This is a genomic window from Erwinia artemisiae, from assembly GCF_051400835.1.
Taxonomy (GTDB): domain Bacteria; phylum Pseudomonadota; class Gammaproteobacteria; order Enterobacterales; family Enterobacteriaceae; genus Erwinia; species Erwinia aeris.
In genome coordinates, this window is record NZ_JBLFFM010000003.1 from 470,239 (window position 1) to 486,492 (window position 16,254).

13 protein-coding genes are annotated in these 16,254 nt (G+C 56.6%); 8 read left to right on the forward strand and 5 right to left on the reverse strand.

Annotated elements, in window-relative coordinates; all coding sequences use genetic code 11:
• Window positions 1-3 precede the first annotated feature (3 nt).
• From ACMGEE_RS09985 to ACMGEE_RS09995, 3 genes are all read left to right on the forward strand, one after another.
• A complete protein-coding gene (locus ACMGEE_RS09985; RefSeq protein ID WP_436829986.1) occupies window positions 4-2,859 on the forward strand; it encodes a valine--tRNA ligase in 2,856 nt (951 codons plus the stop codon).
• A 155-nt stretch (window positions 2,860-3,014) separates the two neighbouring features.
• Window positions 3,015-3,560 (forward strand): cytochrome b561, encoded by a 546-nt coding sequence (gene cybB, locus ACMGEE_RS09990; RefSeq protein ID WP_436829987.1) that lies wholly within the window; start codon window positions 3,015-3,017, stop codon window positions 3,558-3,560.
• Between the two features lie 153 nt (window positions 3,561-3,713).
• Window positions 3,714-4,217 carry a GNAT family N-acetyltransferase gene (locus ACMGEE_RS09995; RefSeq protein ID WP_369896381.1) on the forward strand — a complete coding sequence of 168 codons (504 nt, stop codon included), beginning with the start codon at window positions 3,714-3,716 and terminating at the stop codon, window positions 4,215-4,217.
• Between the two features lie 136 nt (window positions 4,218-4,353).
• On the opposite strand, the gene ACMGEE_RS10000 is transcribed toward ACMGEE_RS09995, so the two are convergent.
• The 4 genes from ACMGEE_RS10000 to rraB form a co-directional block, all read right to left on the reverse strand.
• Entirely contained in the window at window positions 4,354-5,121 is a 768-nt protein-coding gene (locus ACMGEE_RS10000; protein ID WP_253457989.1) for a histidine phosphatase family protein, read from the reverse strand.
• A 12-nt stretch (window positions 5,122-5,133) separates the two neighbouring features.
• The gene (locus ACMGEE_RS10005; protein WP_436829988.1) at window positions 5,134-6,441 is read right to left on the reverse strand and encodes an OprD family porin; all 1,308 of its coding nucleotides are present in this window, start codon (window positions 6,439-6,441) and stop codon (window positions 5,134-5,136) included.
• 350 nt (window positions 6,442-6,791) lie between these two features.
• Window positions 6,792-7,553, reverse strand: a complete 762-nt coding sequence (miaE, locus tag ACMGEE_RS10010; protein WP_253457984.1) for a tRNA isopentenyl-2-thiomethyl-A-37 hydroxylase MiaE — start codon at window positions 7,551-7,553, stop codon at window positions 6,792-6,794.
• Between the two features lie 98 nt (window positions 7,554-7,651).
• Window positions 7,652-8,077 carry a ribonuclease E inhibitor RraB gene (gene rraB, locus ACMGEE_RS10015; RefSeq protein ID WP_253457981.1) on the reverse strand — a complete coding sequence of 142 codons (426 nt, stop codon included), beginning with the start codon at window positions 8,075-8,077 and terminating at the stop codon, window positions 7,652-7,654.
• Window positions 8,078-8,236: 159 nt separating this feature from the next.
• Here rraB and argF point away from each other — a divergent pair, with 159 nt between their 5' ends.
• From argF to treC, 5 genes are all read left to right on the forward strand, one after another.
• Complete coding sequence (gene argF, locus ACMGEE_RS10020; RefSeq protein WP_436829989.1) at window positions 8,237-9,247, forward strand: ornithine carbamoyltransferase; 1,011 nt, start codon at window positions 8,237-8,239, stop codon at window positions 9,245-9,247.
• Between the two features lie 239 nt (window positions 9,248-9,486).
• A complete protein-coding gene (gene pyrB, locus ACMGEE_RS10025) occupies window positions 9,487-10,422 on the forward strand; it encodes an aspartate carbamoyltransferase (RefSeq protein ID WP_253457974.1) in 936 nt (311 codons plus the stop codon).
• 12 nt (window positions 10,423-10,434) lie between these two features.
• A complete protein-coding gene (gene pyrI, locus ACMGEE_RS10030; RefSeq protein WP_125287136.1) occupies window positions 10,435-10,899 on the forward strand; it encodes an aspartate carbamoyltransferase regulatory subunit in 465 nt (154 codons plus the stop codon).
• A gap of 68 nt (window positions 10,900-10,967) precedes the next feature.
• Window positions 10,968-11,354, forward strand: coding sequence for a 2-iminobutanoate/2-iminopropanoate deaminase (gene ridA, locus ACMGEE_RS10035; RefSeq protein WP_253457971.1), 387 nt, complete (start codon window positions 10,968-10,970; stop codon window positions 11,352-11,354).
• A 195-nt stretch (window positions 11,355-11,549) separates the two neighbouring features.
• Entirely contained in the window at window positions 11,550-13,232 is a 1,683-nt protein-coding gene (gene treC / locus ACMGEE_RS10040) for an alpha,alpha-phosphotrehalase (protein WP_253457968.1), read from the forward strand.
• A gap of 144 nt (window positions 13,233-13,376) precedes the next feature.
• Here the strand turns inward: treC and ACMGEE_RS10045 are convergent, their stop codons facing one another.
• Window positions 13,377-15,950 carry a DEAD/DEAH box helicase gene (locus ACMGEE_RS10045; RefSeq protein ID WP_369896375.1) on the reverse strand — a complete coding sequence of 858 codons (2,574 nt, stop codon included), beginning with the start codon at window positions 15,948-15,950 and terminating at the stop codon, window positions 13,377-13,379.
• Window positions 15,951-16,254: the final 304 nt, after the last annotated feature.

Consider the following 16,254-nt stretch of genomic DNA (forward strand, 5'->3'; position numbering starts at 1 on the left):
GAAATGGAAAAGACATATAACCCGCAAGATATCGAACAGCCGCTCTACGAGCACTGGGAACAGCAGGGCTACTTTAAGCCAAACGGCGACACCAGCCAGGAAAGCTTCTGCATCATGATCCCGCCGCCGAACGTCACCGGTAGCTTGCATATGGGTCATGCGTTTCAGCAAACCATCATGGATACCATGATCCGCTACCAGCGTATGCAGGGAAAAAACACCCTGTGGCAGGCGGGCACGGACCACGCGGGCATCGCCACGCAGATGGTAGTGGAGCGCAAAATCGCCGCTGAAGAAGGGAAAACGCGTAAAGACTACGGTCGCGACGCCTTTATCGAAAAAATCTGGCAGTGGAAGGCGGAATCCGGCGGCACCATTACCCGTCAGATGCGCCGTCTGGGTAACTCCGTGGACTGGGAGCGCGAGCGCTTCACCATGGACGACGGCCTTTCCAACGCGGTGAAAGAAGTGTTTGTGCGCCTCTACAAAGAGAACCTGATTTACCGTGGCAAACGCCTGGTGAACTGGGATCCGAAACTGCGCACCGCTATCTCCGATCTGGAAGTGGAAAACCGCGAGTCCAAAGGTTCTATGTGGCATATCCGCTATCCGCTGGCGGACGGCGCGAAAACCGCTGACGGCAAAGATTACCTGGTAGTGGCCACGACCCGTCCTGAAACGGTGCTGGGCGATACCGGCGTAGCCGTTAACCCGGAAGATCCACGCTATAAAGATCTGATTGGTAAATTTGTCGTGCTGCCGCTGGTCAACCGCCGCATTCCGATCGTGGGCGACGAGCACGCCGACATGGAAAAAGGCACTGGCTGCGTGAAAATCACGCCAGCGCACGACTTCAACGACTACGAAGTGGGCCGTCGTCACCAGCTACCGATGATCAACATCCTGACTTTTGATGGCGACATCCGTGAAGCCGCTCAGGTTTATGACACCAACGGCGAAGAGTCTGACGTTTACAGCAGCGACATTCCGGCAGAGTTCCAGAAGCTGGAGCGTTTTGCCGCGCGTAAAGCCATTGTTGCCGCCGTAGATGCGCTTGGCCTGCTTGAAGAAATCAAACCGCACGACCTGACCGTGCCTTACGGCGATCGCGGCGGCGTGGTGATTGAGCCAATGCTGACCGACCAGTGGTACGTGCGTACCGCGCCGCTGGCGAAAGTCGCGGTGGAAGCCGTTGAGCAGGGCGATATTCAGTTTGTGCCTAAGCAGTACGAGAACATGTACTTCTCCTGGATGCGTGATATTCAGGACTGGTGTATTTCCCGTCAGCTGTGGTGGGGACACCGTATTCCGGCCTGGTACGATGCCGAAGGCAACGTCTACGTCGGCCGCACCGAAGAAGAAGTGCGCGCGGAAAACAACCTGGGCGCGGATGTAGCGCTGAACCAGGACGAAGACGTGCTGGATACCTGGTTCTCATCCGGGCTGTGGACGTTCTCCACGCTGGGCTGGCCGGAAAAAACGCCGGATCTGAGCACCTTCCATCCGACCAGCGTGCTGGTCAGCGGCTTCGACATCATCTTCTTCTGGATTGCCCGCATGATCATGCTGACCATGCACTTTATCAAAGATGAAGACGGCAAGCCGCAGGTGCCGTTCAAGACCGTTTATATGACGGGTCTGATCCGCGACGAAGAAGGCCAGAAGATGTCCAAGTCGAAAGGCAACGTCATCGATCCGCTGGATATGGTTGACGGCATTTCGCTGGAAGATCTGCTGGAGAAACGCACCGGCAATATGATGCAGCCGCAGCTGGCGGAGAAAATCCGCAAGCGCACCGAGAAGCAGTTCCCGAACGGTATCGAACCGCACGGCACCGACGCGTTGCGCTTTACGCTGGCGGCGCTGGCCTCTACCGGTCGTGATATCAACTGGGATATGAAGCGCCTGGAAGGCTACCGCAACTTCTGTAACAAGCTGTGGAACGCCAGCCGTTTTGTGCTGATGAACACTCAGGAGCAGGACTGCGGCTTTAACGGCGGCGAGCTGGAGCTGTCGCTGGCGGATCGCTGGATCCTTGCCGAATTCAACCAGACGGTGAAGGCTTACCGTGGCGCGCTGGACAGCTACCGCTTCGATATCGCCGCCAACATCCTGTATGAGTTCACCTGGAACCAGTTCTGCGACTGGTATCTGGAGCTGACCAAGCCGGTGATGAACGGCGGTTCTGAAGCCCAGCTGCGCGGCACCCGCAATACGCTGGTGGTGGTTCTGGAAGCGCTGCTGCGCCTGGCGCACCCGATTATTCCGTTTATTACCGAAACCATCTGGCAGCAGGTGAAAGTGCTGAAGAACATCAGCGACGACACTATCATGCTGCAACCGATGCCGGAATTTGAAGAGGCGAAGGTGGATGAGGCGGCGCTGAGCGATACCGAATGGCTGAAGCAGGCGATTGTCGCGGTGCGTAATATTCGCGCCGAGATGAACCTGTCGCCGTCCAAACCGCTGGATGTGCTGCTGCGCGGCGCAAGCGCTGACGTGGTACGTCGCGTGACCGACAACCATAACTTCCTGAAATCGCTGGCGCGTCTGGACAGCCTGACCTGCCTGGCCGCCGACGAGAAAGGCCCGGTATCGGTCACCAAGATCATCGACGGCGCGGAGCTGCTGATCCCAATGGCTGGCCTGGTGGATAAAACCGCCGAGCTGGAGCGTCTGGCGAAAGAAGTCAGCAAGCTGGAAGTGGAAATCGGCAAGATCGAAGGCAAGCTTTCCAACGAAGGCTTTGTCTCGCGCGCGCCGGAAGCCGTGGTGGCGAAAGAGCGCGAGCGCATGGCCGAGTTCGAGCAGGCTAAGCTCAAGCTGATCGAGCAGCAGGCCGTTATCGCCGCGCTGTAACCATGCCAGCCGGACGGCGTTAACCGCGCCGTTAATACTGAACGCTCCGTAACCTGTTTGCGGAGCGTTTTTTTATGCGTTAAAAAACGCAGCCAAACAAATCTTTAAGAAAGCGGTGATACATTAACGGTCTGTTATTTTTTACGGATAAAACCATGTCTGACAACTACGCCAGGCCGCAGATCGCGCTCCACTGGCTGACCGTGCTCCTGCTCACCGTTGCCTACGCCACCATTGAACTGCGGGGCTTTGCCCAGCGCGGTTTTTGGCAAGGGTTCGCCATGATTATTACGCACTTCAGCGCAGGGTTTGGCGTACTGCTGGTGATGCTGGCACGTATCTTTCTGCGCTTTCGCCATCGCAGCCCGGCTATTGCGCCGCCGATAGCGAGCTGGCAAAAAGGGCTTTCACACCTGGTGCACGCCACGCTGTACGCCTTGTTTATCGTGCTGCCGCTGCTGGGCCTCTCTTCGCGCTATCTCTCCGGACGGCAGTGGTGGCTGTTTGGCGCGACTATGCCGGTATCTGCAAATCCCGATCCGGCGCTGGCGCGAACGCTTATCCACTGGCACGAGACGCTGGCGCCGCTCGGCTACTGGCTGATTGGCCTCCACGCGCTGGCCGCCCTCTTCCATCACTATTTTCTGAAAGATGATACGCTGGCGCGCATGATGCCCGCGCGGCGCGCCACAAAGCCGTAAAGGCGGCTTTGGCCTGCGCTGCCGCCATCACCGCCTGCTTTCCCACTCTTATTTTCCCGGCCAGGTTTCCCTTTTGCATGGAAGCGGAAGATTGCATCCTCGGCCAACGGATGGTATTACACTGCCAAACTATCTAAAAAACGGCCCCAGGTTATGACCAGCACCTCTTCAGCCGATATCCGGGTTCGGCTTATTCAACCCGCTGATAATCCGCATATCGCTCACGTTATCCGTCAGGTTTCGGCGGAATTTGGCCTGACCGCCGACAAAGGCTTTACGGTCGCCGATCCCAATCTTGACCAGCTTTGCGAACTCTATCGCCAGCCCAACAGCGCCTACTGGGTGATTGAGCTGGACGGAAAAATTATGGGCGGCGGCGGCGTGGCTCCCCTCCAGGGTAGCGAAGCGGACGTTTGCGAGCTGCAAAAAATGTATTTTATGCCCGAGCTGCGCGGTCTGGGCGTGGCGAAAGCGTTGGCGCTGCGGGCCATGGAACATGCGCGTGATCTGGGCTTTAAGCGCTGCTACCTGGAGACTACCGCGTCGCTGACCCGCGCCGTGCGCCTTTATGAGTACCTGGGCTTTCAGCATATTGACGGGCCGATGGGCAACACCGGCCACGTGGACTGCGAAGTTACTATGCTGCGTTCGCTGTAGCATAGTGGATCCAGGCTACTGCGTTCGCTGTATCGCTGTATCGCTGTATCACAGCGGACGCAGGCTATTCGTTCGCGGCATCGCTGTATCACACCAGATGTAGGCTATTCGTTCGCTGTAGCACAGCGGACGCAGACTACTGCGTCACGGCCAGCTGCGAGCCTTTTTTCACGTAGCTTAGGTCGTCGATCGCTTCAATAATAAACTTCCCGGCATCGGTATAGCGGATACGGGTGACGCTGGCATTGCTGAGCGAGTGCGTCTTCGCTTTATCGCCCAGCTCGTGCAGCAGCGTCATGATGGTCATACCGTGCGTGACGATCAGCACGTTGCCGCCGCCCTGCTGCTGCGCCTGTCGGGCAATTTCCTTAATTACCTTGTTAACCCGCTGCGCCACCTGCTGATAGCTTTCTGCCTGACCGGAAGGATCGGCCGCATGGATCATCTGCACGATCTCCACAATGTCGACTTTCTTGCTGTTGAAAGCCGCCATCAGCTGGGCTGACGAGGCGTAACCGCTCTTTTTCCCCGCCACCGTCAGCATATTTTCATTGGTGTCGCCTTCAAAAGAGCCAAAAAAGACTTCTCTTAACGCCTCACGCTCCTGAAGAGGTAACGACTTATCACGCTCTGCCAGAATCAGCTTTGCGGTTTCCCTGGCCCGGCCCGAATCGCTGCTCCATGCGGCAATAAAGTCTACCGGCTTCAGCCCGCGCCCCGCTTTTTTGGCTACCTCCACGCCTTCCGCCGTTAAGGGCGTATCGCTCCAGCCCTGCGCGCGATGCACGGTGTTAAACAAGGTTTTGCCGTGGCGCACCACATAGAGCTCAACGTCAGCAGCAAAGCTGGCCCAGCTGCTTAACAGTAAAAAAGCAAAGAGCATCGCCTGTGTTATTCCTTTCATATTTCCCCCTGATTATAAAAGACCGAACTTCCAGGTCACACCGACTTCAGCAGAAAGGCTCGGCGAGCGCTGATACTCGCCCGCAGAATTAAGGATCGGCGTGGCGTTAATATTTTTATATGACCAGCCATAGCCTAACTGTGCGGCCAGCGTTAAATCTTTTAGCTGACCCTCACGTGGCTGCCAGCGGTTCAGCCAGGTAATTTCCCCGGTGCGGATTTTATTATTTTTATAAGAAAACTGGCCGTAGTTAACCTGAATACCGCTGGCTAAACTTTCAGTAAACTGATATTCGGTAAAAGAGGTCAGCGCCAGTTCGCCGTCGCGCAGATAATCTTTTCCGGCGGAGGTTAAGGCATTAAACCGGCCACGGGTATTTTTCCCTATATAGCGATCGTAATAGCCCACCCCGTTGCGCTTTTCTGCCCGTGTCCAGGCAACACCGACTTTCTGTATCCAGCTGTCATCCTGCCAGCGTACTTCTCCGGCATAGTGCCAGGCGCTGTCGTTAAACTGTTTTTTACTTTGCGGCATCGCTTTATATTTTTCCAACGCCTGGCTGCCGTAAATCTGTGACGCCAGCGCCCATTTCGGCGTCAGCGGATACGTAATTTCCACCAGGTGACGGCGCAGATAATCCTTCGACTCGCCCCATGCCCAGGAGAACACAGCATTTTGTTTTTCCCAGCTCAGGCCGCCGGTCAGGATACTGTCGATCTCTTTGCCATCAAGGGTAAGAAAATGCACGCTATCGGGTGAATCATACATGATGGAGCGCGTTACCCAGGCCATATCCAACTGCAGGTTCTGCCAGCGCAGCGAGCCGCTGTAGCCCTGATAGCTGTTGCGCGAAAGGCGGTAAGTGTTGGTCAGCACGCCCACGTTTTTCAACTGGTGCCAGCCGCCTTTTGCTTTCAGCCCGAACGCGTCGTCACCCAGCTTTAGCTTAAGGTAGCGCTGCCCGAAGCGGCTGAAGCCGCCGGCGTTGCTTTTATCGAAGCCTGCGCTGTGATTGTAAAGGATGCCGCGCGTGGCGAAGTAGTCGCTGGCCGCCAGCTTAGCGGCTCTGGTGTAGCTGGCGTCGAAGCCCAGGGTATCACCCAGCCAGCCGGAGCGGAAATCCAGCGTGGTTGCGGCCCCCCAGGCGTTGTGCACCGCTTTGGGCTGCGCCTCATTCTCTTTCAGGTATTTCCAGTGGCTGCGCAACGTAAGATCGAGCTGCGTCTCCTTTAAAAATCGCTGGAAATCGCCGCCGCTTTCTTCAGCATGGGCGGCCACGGCGGCGAGCAGCGCCAGTAAAAAAACGTTCCTGTTTTTCATTATAGCCTTCCTTGTCAGCCGTTAAATAAATGACTCCATCTAAAAGAAACAAAAAAACCCGATCCCGTTGCGGTAATAATATCGCAAGTGGGATCAGGTTTTGCCGGTTGGTAACAATCCTGATAATGGCAGGAATATACGCCTGAAAATCTTTTCAGCCATAATAAAAATCAGGTTATGTGAAGCGCGCCGCAAAATAAAAAAGAGGGGAGATTGAAAAAAAACAGGTTACGCGTAGGCGTTATTATTCCCTTTAAACCATTAGCGCCATTAATATTATTTATTAAAGGTGGCAACGCTAATAAACGGCTTCCTGAAATAATAACGCCAGAATAAAGCTGTCAATATTATCACCAGGCAGGCAGCCCGCTGTGAAAACGCAGCTCGCTATCCGGTTCGCTAATTAGCTTTGCTTCCGTTTCGCCTATTTTACGCACGCGGGAAGTAATATCCGTGGCGGATATCTCGGCGGCCAGCGCCAGATAGTCCTGATAATGGCGCGCTTCCGAACGCAGCAGCGAAAGATAGAACGCGGCCAGCTCCTTATCCAGATAAGGCGCCAGGCTGGCAAAGCGTTCGCAGGAGCGCGCTTCGATATAGGCGCCGCAAATCAGCTTGTCCACCAGCGTCTGCGGCTCGTGCGTGGTCACCTCTCGCAGTAACCCTTTGGCATAGCGGCTGGCGGTAATTTTGACGTAGGGAATGGCGCGCGCCTGCATAATTTCCAGTACCTGATAAAAATGATGCAGCTCTTCTTTAATCAGCAGCACCATTTTGTCTACCAGCGTATCACCGTAGGGCACATCCGTACGGCTGATAATCGTTTTCGACAGCCCTTTATGCTGTTCCAGAAAGGCTAAATCCGCGTTTTCGCTGTGCACAAACTGCTCCCACGGTTTCAGCCAGGCCAGCAGCGCGTCGCCGCTCTCTTTATCCGCCACGTATTTGCGGATCAGCCACATGGCGGTCTGGGCGGCCTTCAGCTCGCAAACAAGATGGTCGGTGAGCAGCAGCGGCAGGTTTTCCGGCTTGCGGGCTTCGTCGATCCACTTTTGCGGCGTGCGGCAGTGCAGAAAAGCGTGAACGGGAGCAAGGAGGTCTTCGGTGATCATGCGGGCAAACAATCCGTAAAAATCAGGTTAAAAACATTGCGCCGCTCTGCGGGGAGCAGACCGGCGCAAACGGGCGGAACGGCGTCCGCCCACGGGCATCAGTGACGCGTGCCGTTGTCTTCTTCGTCGATAAGGTCGTCGTCGTCGCCTTCGTCTTCGTCCTCGGCGTCCGGATCCTCAAAGTAGGTGCCCCAGCCGTCGTAGTCCACGTTGTACTTCGCGGCCAGATCGATCAGCTGTTCGACCTGGGCGTCGATCAGTTCGGCATTCAACGCGCCTTCGCTCAGAATATCGCAGCACATCACTTTCGTGCCGTCCTCCAGCTCCAGTTCTTCCGGCTCGGTAACTTCGTAGCCCAGCTTAAACGCATCAACCGCCGCCTTTTCCAGCGCGTCGAAGCTGTCGCAGGAGAGGTGGTGTTCGATGGTGTAGAGCGCATCCGGGTCGCTGCCATCATCCAACAGCTCTTCAATAATCAGCCGCGTCTCTTCACGCTGCTCTTCCAGCAATGCTTCATTTGCCATGATCCGTTCCTCTGTGTGTGGCATATCTGTTAAGTATTTTCCCACACTGTCCTCTGCGCCACTACCTTTATACAAAAGTTTCTTCACGCCAGGGTTGAAAATGCATATTGATACAGTTAAGTTGAATTTAAATTCATTAAATATCCTCTGGAGCGCTTTATGAGTCAGTTATATCAACGCCACTTTCTCAGGCTGCTTGATTTTACGCAGGCTGAAATTACCGCTTTACTCGCGCTGGCCGCACGGCTTAAAACCGATAAGAAAAATGGCGAGGAAGTGCAGCACCTGAAAGGCAAAAACATCGCGCTCATCTTCGAAAAAGACTCGACCCGTACCCGATGCTCTTTCGAAGTTGCCGCTTACGATCAGGGCGCCAACGTCACTTATCTTGGCCCAAGCGGCAGCCAGATCGGCCATAAAGAATCAATGAAGGATACCGCGCGCGTGCTGGGACGCATGTATGACGGCATTCAGTATCGCGGTCACGGGCAGTCGCTGGTGGAATCGCTGGCGGAACATGCGGGCGTGCCGGTGTGGAACGGCCTGACCGACGAGTTCCACCCGACGCAGCTGCTGGCGGATTTGCTGACTATGGAAGAACATCTGCCGGAAAAACCCTTCAGCGGGATGGTTTTCGCCTACGTGGGCGACGCGCGTAATAATATGGGTAATAGCATGATGGAGGCCGCCGCGCTGACGGGCCTGGATCTGCGCCTGGTCGCGCCGAAAGGCTGCTGGCCGGACGAAGCGCTGGTAAGCGAGTGCCGCCAGGCCGCGCAGGCAAGCGGCGGAAAAATCACCCTGACGGAAGATATTGCCGAAGGCGTGAACGGTGCAGATTTTATCTATACTGACGTCTGGGTGTCGATGGGCGAACCGAAAGCGGTGTGGGAAGAGCGTATCGCCCTGCTGCGGGATTATCAGGTCAACAGCGCGATGCTGGCGCTTACCGGCAATCCAGAGGTGAAATTCCTGCATTGCCTGCCCGCTTTTCACGACGATCAAACCACGCTGGGCCGGCAGATGGCTGAGCAATACAATCTGCACGGCGGCATGGAAGTCACCAATGAGGTGTTTGAATCCAGGCATAGCGTGGTGTTCGACCAGGCGGAAAACCGGCTGCATACCATCAAGGCGGTGATGGTGGCCACGGTGGCCCGGCTACCCTGAATCAGCGCCAGGCAATCGATTACTTTTGCTTGCCGCCGCTGACCGAATGCGTATAATGCCCCCCGTTTGTCTGGAGGATGCATGAAACTGACCACTGCTGACAGAGTAAAAATGACGCGCCTGAATGCAGGCCGGCAGTGCCGTTTTTCCTCCTTCCCGATCTGTAGAAAAAGCCCCTCATTGAGGGGCTTTTTTTTGCCCGTTTTTCCGCTTATCGGCACGCGTAGAGGAGAATGAACATGGCTAACCCGCTGTATCATAAACATATCATTTCAATTAACGATCTCAGTCGTGAAGAGCTGGAGCTGGTGCTGCGTACCGCCGCCAGCCTGAAGGCGAAGCCGCAGCCGGAGCTGCTGAAGCATAAGGTTATCGCCAGCTGCTTTTTCGAGGCCTCTACCCGCACGCGCCTGTCGTTTGAAAGCGCCATGCATCGTCTGGGCGCGTCCGTGGTGGGGTTTGCCGACGGCAGCAATACCTCGCTGGGTAAAAAAGGCGAAACGCTGGCGGATACGCTTTCTGTTATCAGCACCTACGTGGATGCCATTGTCATGCGGCATCCGCAGGAAGGCGCGGCGCGTCTGGGCACGGAGTTTTCCGGCGGCGTACCGATCCTCAACGCGGGCGACGGCGCTAATCAGCATCCAACGCAAACGCTGCTGGATCTCTTTACCATTCAGGAAACTCAGGGCCGCCTGAGCAATCTGAATGTCGCCATGGTCGGCGACCTGAAATATGGCCGTACCGTGCATTCACTGACGCAGGCGCTGGCGAAGTTCGAAGGCAATCGCTTTTTGTTTATCGCACCCGACGCGCTGGCGATGCCCGCCTATATCACCGATATGCTGGATGAGAAAGGCATTGCGTGGAGCCGCCACGACAGCATTGAGGAAGTGGTGCCGCAGGTGGATATTCTGTATATGACGCGCGTGCAGAAAGAGCGTCTGGATCCGTCAGAGTACGCCAACGTCAAAGCGCAGTTCGTGCTGCGGGCTTCCGACCTGGTCGGCGCGCGCGAAACCATGAAGGTGCTGCACCCGCTGCCGCGTATTGATGAGATTACGACGGATGTCGATGCCACGCCGCACGCCTGGTATTTCCAACAGGCGGGCAACGGTATTTTTGCCCGCCAGGCGCTGCTGGCGCTGGTGTTGAACAGCGAACTGGCTCTGTAAGAGGAACTGACGATGACACAAGATAATAAATTACAGGTTGAAGCAATTAAGCGCGGCACGGTAATCGATCATATCCCGGCGCAGATTGGTTTTAAGCTGCTGTCGCTGTTTCGCCTGACGGAAACCGATCAGCGCATCACCATCGGCCTGAACCTGCCCTCCGGCGAGATGGGCCGCAAAGATCTGATCAAAATTGAAAACACGTTTCTGACGGATGATCAAATCAACCAGCTGGCGGTTTACGCGCCGCATGCCACGGTGAACCGCATCGATAACTACGACGTGGTCGGCAAAATTTCGCCGACGCTGCCGGACACCATCGAACGCGTGCTGATCTGCCCCAACAGCAACTGCATCAGCCGCAGCGAGCCGGTCAACTCCAGCTTTGCGGTGAAAAAACGTAACGATAACGTGCAGTTAAAGTGCAAATACTGCGAGAAAGAGTTCGCGCGTCACGTGGTCATGGCGAACTGGTAATCAGTTTCGGGCGGCTTATAATGGGGCGGATCCGGGCTTTTACCGGCCTCATTTAATATGGAGAAATTATGTCTCGCGAAATCAGCACCGAAAACGCACCGGCGGCTATCGGCCCCTACGTGCAGGGCGTCGATCTGGGCAGCATGATCATCACTTCTGGCCAGATCCCGGTCGATCCTAAAACCGGCAGCGTGGCAGAAGACGTTGCCGCGCAGGCTCGTCAGTCGTTGGAGAACGTCAAGGCCATCGTGGAAGCGGCGGGCCTGAAGGTAGGCGACATCGTTAAAACCACGGTATTCGTGAAGGATCTTAACGATTTTGCTACCGTGAACGCGGCCTATGAAGCTTTCTTTACCGAGCACCAGGCCAGCTTCCCGGCACGCTCCTGCGTAGAAGTGGCCCGCCTGCCAAAAGATGTCAAAATCGAGATCGAAGCGATCGCCGTACGTCGCTAAAGCCTTCTCCTCTCCCGTCGGGAGAGGAAAGTTTTCCCCGGCCGTCAGTTTTTATTCTCTCTTTGTGCGCCTTTCGGCCTCGCCTAAAAAATTTTCACTGCGCCCGTATCTCCACTTGCCAGTTAATAGCTAACCTTAGGAAAGAACAAAAAGGCGATAACAGCGCAAACGGACCTTTTATATCGGGATTGAGCAATGACTAAAAATCCACCGTGGTGGCAGAACGGCGTTATCTATCAAATTTATCCCAAGAGTTTCCAGGACACTACCGGCAGCGGAACGGGCGATCTGGCCGGCGTGATCCAACATCTGGACTACCTGAAAAAGCTGGGCGTGGACGCCATCTGGCTGACGCCGTTTTATATCTCGCCGCAGGTAGACAACGGCTACGACGTGGCGAACTACACCGCCATCGATCCGTTATTTGGCACGCTTAACGACTTTGATAACCTGGTGGAAGAAACCCACCGGCGCGGGATGCGGCTGATCCTGGATATGGTGTTTAACCACAGCTCCACCCAGCACCACTGGTTTCACGAAGCGCTGGATCCCGAAAGCCCCTATCGCTCCTACTACATCTGGCGCGACGGCACGCCGGCCGAGCCGCCAAACAACTGGCAGTCGAAGTTTGGCGGCCATGCCTGGCGCTGGCACCCGGAGAGCAACCAGTACTATATGCACCTGTGGGCGCCGGAACAGGCCGATCTCAACTGGGAAAACGATAATCTGCGCGCCGAGCTGAAGCAGATCGTTAATTTCTGGGCCGATCGCGGCATCGACGGGCTGCGGCTGGACGTGGTGAACCTGGTTTCCAAGGACCAGGATTTTCCCAACGATCCCAACGGCGACGGGCTGCGGTTCTATACCGACGGGCCGCGCATCCACGAATATATGCGCGAAATGAGCCGCGACGTGTTCCGTCCGCGTGAATTGATGACGGTAGGCGAAATGTCTTCCGCCACGCTGGAGCACTGCCAGCAGTACGGTTCGCTGGAGGGCGAAGAGCTGTCGATGGTGTTCAGCTTCGATCACGTCGAGGTCGATTTCTTTAACGGCCAGAAATGGACGCTGACGCCGCTGGATCTGGTGGCGCAGAAGGCTATCTTCACCCACTGGCAGCATGGCATGCATAACAAGGCCTGGAACGCGCTGTTCTGGTGTAATCATGACCAGCCGCGCGTGGTTTCGCGCTGGGGCGACGAGGGGCAATATCGCGTGCAGTCGGCGAAGATGCTGGCGCTGGTGCTGCACGGGATGCAGGGCACGCCTTATATTTTCCAGGGCGAAGAGCTGGGTATGACCAACCCGCATTTCACCCGCATCCTGGACTATCGCGATATCGAAAGCCACAACATGTACGCCGAACTGCGCTCGCAGGGGCGCGACAGCGATAACCTGCTGGAGATCCTCGCCAGCAAATCGCGCGACAACGGCAGAACGCCGATCCCGTGGCACGCGGGAGAAAACGGCGGCTTCACCAGCGGCACGCCGTGGATCGGCATGTGTGACAATATGGAAACGATAAACGCAGAAGCGGCGCTGGCTGATGAAAACTCGGTGTTTTACGCCTATCAGAAGCTGATCCAACTCAGGAAAGCCTATCCGATCCTGACCTGGGGCGATTACCTCGATCTGCTGCCGGATCACGCTTATCTGTGGTGCTACTGCCGCCGCTTCGAGAAAGAGGTGCTGGTGGTGGCTGCTAACTTCAGCGGCGAAACGCAGGTCTGGCACCCGCCGGCCTACAGCGGTCACTGGGATGTGCTAATCAGTAACTATCCTGATACGCATGTTACCCCTGGTGAGGTGATGCTGCGTCCGTGGGAAGCGGTCTGGTGGTATCAGAAGCGCTGGGACGGCGGCGCCAACAAGGCGTAAACCGCTTCGGTGGCAAGCAGGCTGCGGCGACTACATACGTAGCGCCGCGTTCGGCACAGTCATGACTGACGTTATCGGACATGGCATCTACAAACGTAACGCCACGTTCAGATCAGGCACGGCTGACGTTAGCAGATGCCGCATTTACAGCGGCGCGAACAGCGCGGTCAGGTCTTCGCTGGTAAAACTTGTTGTTTCGCTCAGGTCGTTTTCCAAAATCCCTTCGGCCAGCTCCGCTTTACGCTGCTGTAGCGCAACGATCTTTTCTTCAATACTGCCTGCGGCGATCAGCTTATAGACAAATACCGGCTTGTCCTGGCCCAGACGATAGGCGCGATCCGTAGCCTGATTCTCCGCCGCCGGATTCCACCAGGGATCGTAATGGATCACCGTATCGGCCGCCGTCAGGTTCAGGCCCACGCCGCCCGCCTTCAGGCTGATTAAAAACACCGGGACTTCGCCGTTCTGGAAGCGGCGTACCGGCTCGCTGCGATCGCGCGTGCTGCCGGTCAGGATCACGTAGGGAATACGCGCCTTCTGTAACTCTTCCGCAATCAGCGACAGCATGGTGGTGAACTGAGAGAAGATCAGGATACGGCGATCTTCCGCCAGCAGATCGCTGAGCATCTCCCGCAGCAGCGCCAGCTTGGCCGACTGTTTAACTCTGGTCGTTTTGTCGCTGTCGATCAGCCGTGGATCGCAGCAGATCTGCCGTAGCTTCAGCAGCGCATCCAGCACCAGCAGATGGCTGCGTCCCGCGCCCTGCTGCTCTACCGCCAGCTTTACGCGATCCTGCATTGCGCCGCGTACTTTTTCGTAAAGCTCGCGCTGCGCGCCTTCCAGCTCTACCGAACGCACAATGGTGTTCTTCGGCGGCAGCTCTTTCGCCACTTCCTGCTTGCGACGACGCAGCATAAAAGGCCGCACGCGCTTAGCCAGCAGCTCGCGCCTGACCCGATCGCCGTCGCGCTCAATGGGAATACGCCACTCCTGGGTAAAAGCTTTTTCGCTGCCCAGAAAACCGGGCAGCAGGAAATCAAACTGCGACCAAAGTTCACCCAGGTGGTTTTCCAGCGGCGTGCCGGTCAGGCAAAGCCGGTAGCGCGACTTTAACGTGCGGATCACCGAGGCGGCCCGCGACGCGCTGTTTTTCACGTACTGCGCCTCGTCCAGGATCAGCAGATGATAGCTGTGGCCCAGCAGCTGCGGCTGATCGCGCCACAGCAGCGAATAGGTGGTCAGCACCACGTCATAGTGCTCAATGCGATCGTAAAAGGATTTTCGCTGCGGCCCGGTCAGCGCCAGCATTTTTAACGTCGGCGCAAAGCGGCTGGCTTCCTGCATCCAGTTATACACCAGCGTGGTCGGCACCACGATCAGCGCCGGACGATCCAGCCTGCCCGCTTCTTTCTCCAGCAGCAGGTGCGCCAGCGTCTGAATGGTTTTTCCCAGCCCCATATCGTCGGCCAGCACGCCGGACAGATTATTGGCGCGCAGGAACTGCATCCAGCTGATGCCCTGGAGCTGATAGTCGCGCAGCCGGGCCTCAAGACCGGCAGGCGGCGCAACGGGCTGGATCCCTTTGCCCGCCCTCAGGCTCTCCGCCAGCTGCAGGACGCCGTTGTCGCCGTTAAACTGCCAGCGGCCCGTTTCGCTTAGCGCCGTCAGCCTGCCGGCCTCGTAAGGCGCGATACGCAGCGGTGCGGCTTCATCCTGCGCCAGCAGATCGGCCAGGCTGCCCACCAGCGTTTTCAGGCGACCGGCGCCAATATGCAGTCGTTCGTTACGCTCGCTGCGCAGCTCTACCGTCTCGTCATCGGCTATCACCGAGAGGTCGCTCGACAGCCAGCGGCGATCCTGACGGAACAGCCCCGCCAGCAGCGGCCGCATATTCACCTTATACGCACCGGTGTTGGCCTCTATCTCCAGCGCATACCAGCCATCCTGCTGCTGCACGGCGCGGCCATCGATGGCCGCAATTTCCGTAATGTTCCAGGTAAAATCATCGTCCACGCTGGTTTGCCAGCCGCGCTTGCGCAGGTCGGGAAGCACATGATGGATAACATCGCGCCACTGTTCGGGCATGTCCGGGGCGAAAATAGCAGGCGGCAGCGGCGCTGAATGCGGCGTATAGATATGGCCAGAAGGAATGGTCTGCAGCCCGGCAGCGTTAAGCTCGCTTAGCCAGCGCTGCTCCTGCTCCATCCGGCGGCTGACGCGGAAAAGCCTGCCGTGACGATCGGGAAAGTCTTCGCCGCTGCTGCCAGCTGGCACAAGAATGCCGGCGTAGTCAAAATGCACCGCGGCAAAATCGAGCCGTTTCTGTCGATGTCCGTAACGGCCAAAACCGCTAATAAATTTCGCGCGCGATTCCAGCCGTAGCATGGGCTGCGGCTCGGCAGTCACCAGCGCGGGCGCGGAAGCGGCCTTGTTGACGGGCTGACGTTGCAGCCAGGCCAGCATGACCGCAGCGGCATGACGACAGTTGTTTTTAACCGGACAGGTGCATTCGCCGCTGGCGTGCAGTTTGCCCTGTGGCCGGCTGAAATGCACCATAACCTGGAAAGGTTCGATTTTTCTGCCGGGCACCTCGCCGGTCAACAGATTGTTCTGCCATTGCAGGTGCTGCGCTTTATCCACCAGCTCTTTTGCTCTGGCCACGGTGCGCGCGCCCAGCCAGCGGCTCACCTGTTTTTCGTTGTACGTTACAGAAGACATCAGTCTGTATCCCGGAATGGCCTGAGCAGATAACCGCTTTGCGTAACAGGCAATAATATGAAGTCCGGGCGGGTGATTGCAACTCCGGAAAGGCGCTGAACGTGCGAAAATCGATTAATCACGCTGCCTTCATCCTGCACAGAACGATTTTTGCGCGTTCGGAAAAATGGCCAGCGGCTTAAGTGTCTGACATTGCGTCACCCTTTTGCGATCTTTGTTCCAAATCAAAAACCAGGCGGTTAAATCGCAGGAAAGCACAACATATAGATACTATCATGCCACGCTATACCTATATGTAGATATT

Bases quoted from the DNA above. Each gene is read 5' to 3' on its own strand.
- miaE (WP_253457984.1), bottom strand. From the start codon at position 7,553: ATGATCACCGAAGACCTCCTTGCTCCCGTTCACGCTTTTCTGCACTGC.
- ACMGEE_RS10000 (WP_253457989.1), bottom strand. From the start codon at position 5,121: ATGAAAGGAATAACACAGGCGATGCTCTTTGCTTTTTTACTGTTAAGC.
- ACMGEE_RS10045 (WP_369896375.1), bottom strand. From the start codon at position 15,950: ATGTCTTCTGTAACGTACAACGAAAAACAGGTGAGCCGCTGGCTGGGC.
- ACMGEE_RS09985 (WP_436829986.1), top strand. From the start codon at position 4: ATGGAAAAGACATATAACCCGCAAGATATCGAACAGCCGCTCTACGAG.
- ACMGEE_RS09995 (WP_369896381.1), top strand. From the start codon at position 3,714: ATGACCAGCACCTCTTCAGCCGATATCCGGGTTCGGCTTATTCAACCC.
- pyrB (WP_253457974.1), top strand. From the start codon at position 9,487: ATGGCTAACCCGCTGTATCATAAACATATCATTTCAATTAACGATCTC.
- ACMGEE_RS10005 (WP_436829988.1), bottom strand. From the start codon at position 6,441: ATGAAAAACAGGAACGTTTTTTTACTGGCGCTGCTCGCCGCCGTGGCC.
- argF (WP_436829989.1), top strand. From the start codon at position 8,237: ATGAGTCAGTTATATCAACGCCACTTTCTCAGGCTGCTTGATTTTACG.
- treC (WP_253457968.1), top strand. From the start codon at position 11,550: ATGACTAAAAATCCACCGTGGTGGCAGAACGGCGTTATCTATCAAATT.
- ridA (WP_253457971.1), top strand. From the start codon at position 10,968: ATGTCTCGCGAAATCAGCACCGAAAACGCACCGGCGGCTATCGGCCCC.
- rraB (WP_253457981.1), bottom strand. From the start codon at position 8,077: ATGGCAAATGAAGCATTGCTGGAAGAGCAGCGTGAAGAGACGCGGCTG.
- pyrI (WP_125287136.1), top strand. From the start codon at position 10,435: ATGACACAAGATAATAAATTACAGGTTGAAGCAATTAAGCGCGGCACG.
- cybB (WP_436829987.1), top strand. From the start codon at position 3,015: ATGTCTGACAACTACGCCAGGCCGCAGATCGCGCTCCACTGGCTGACC.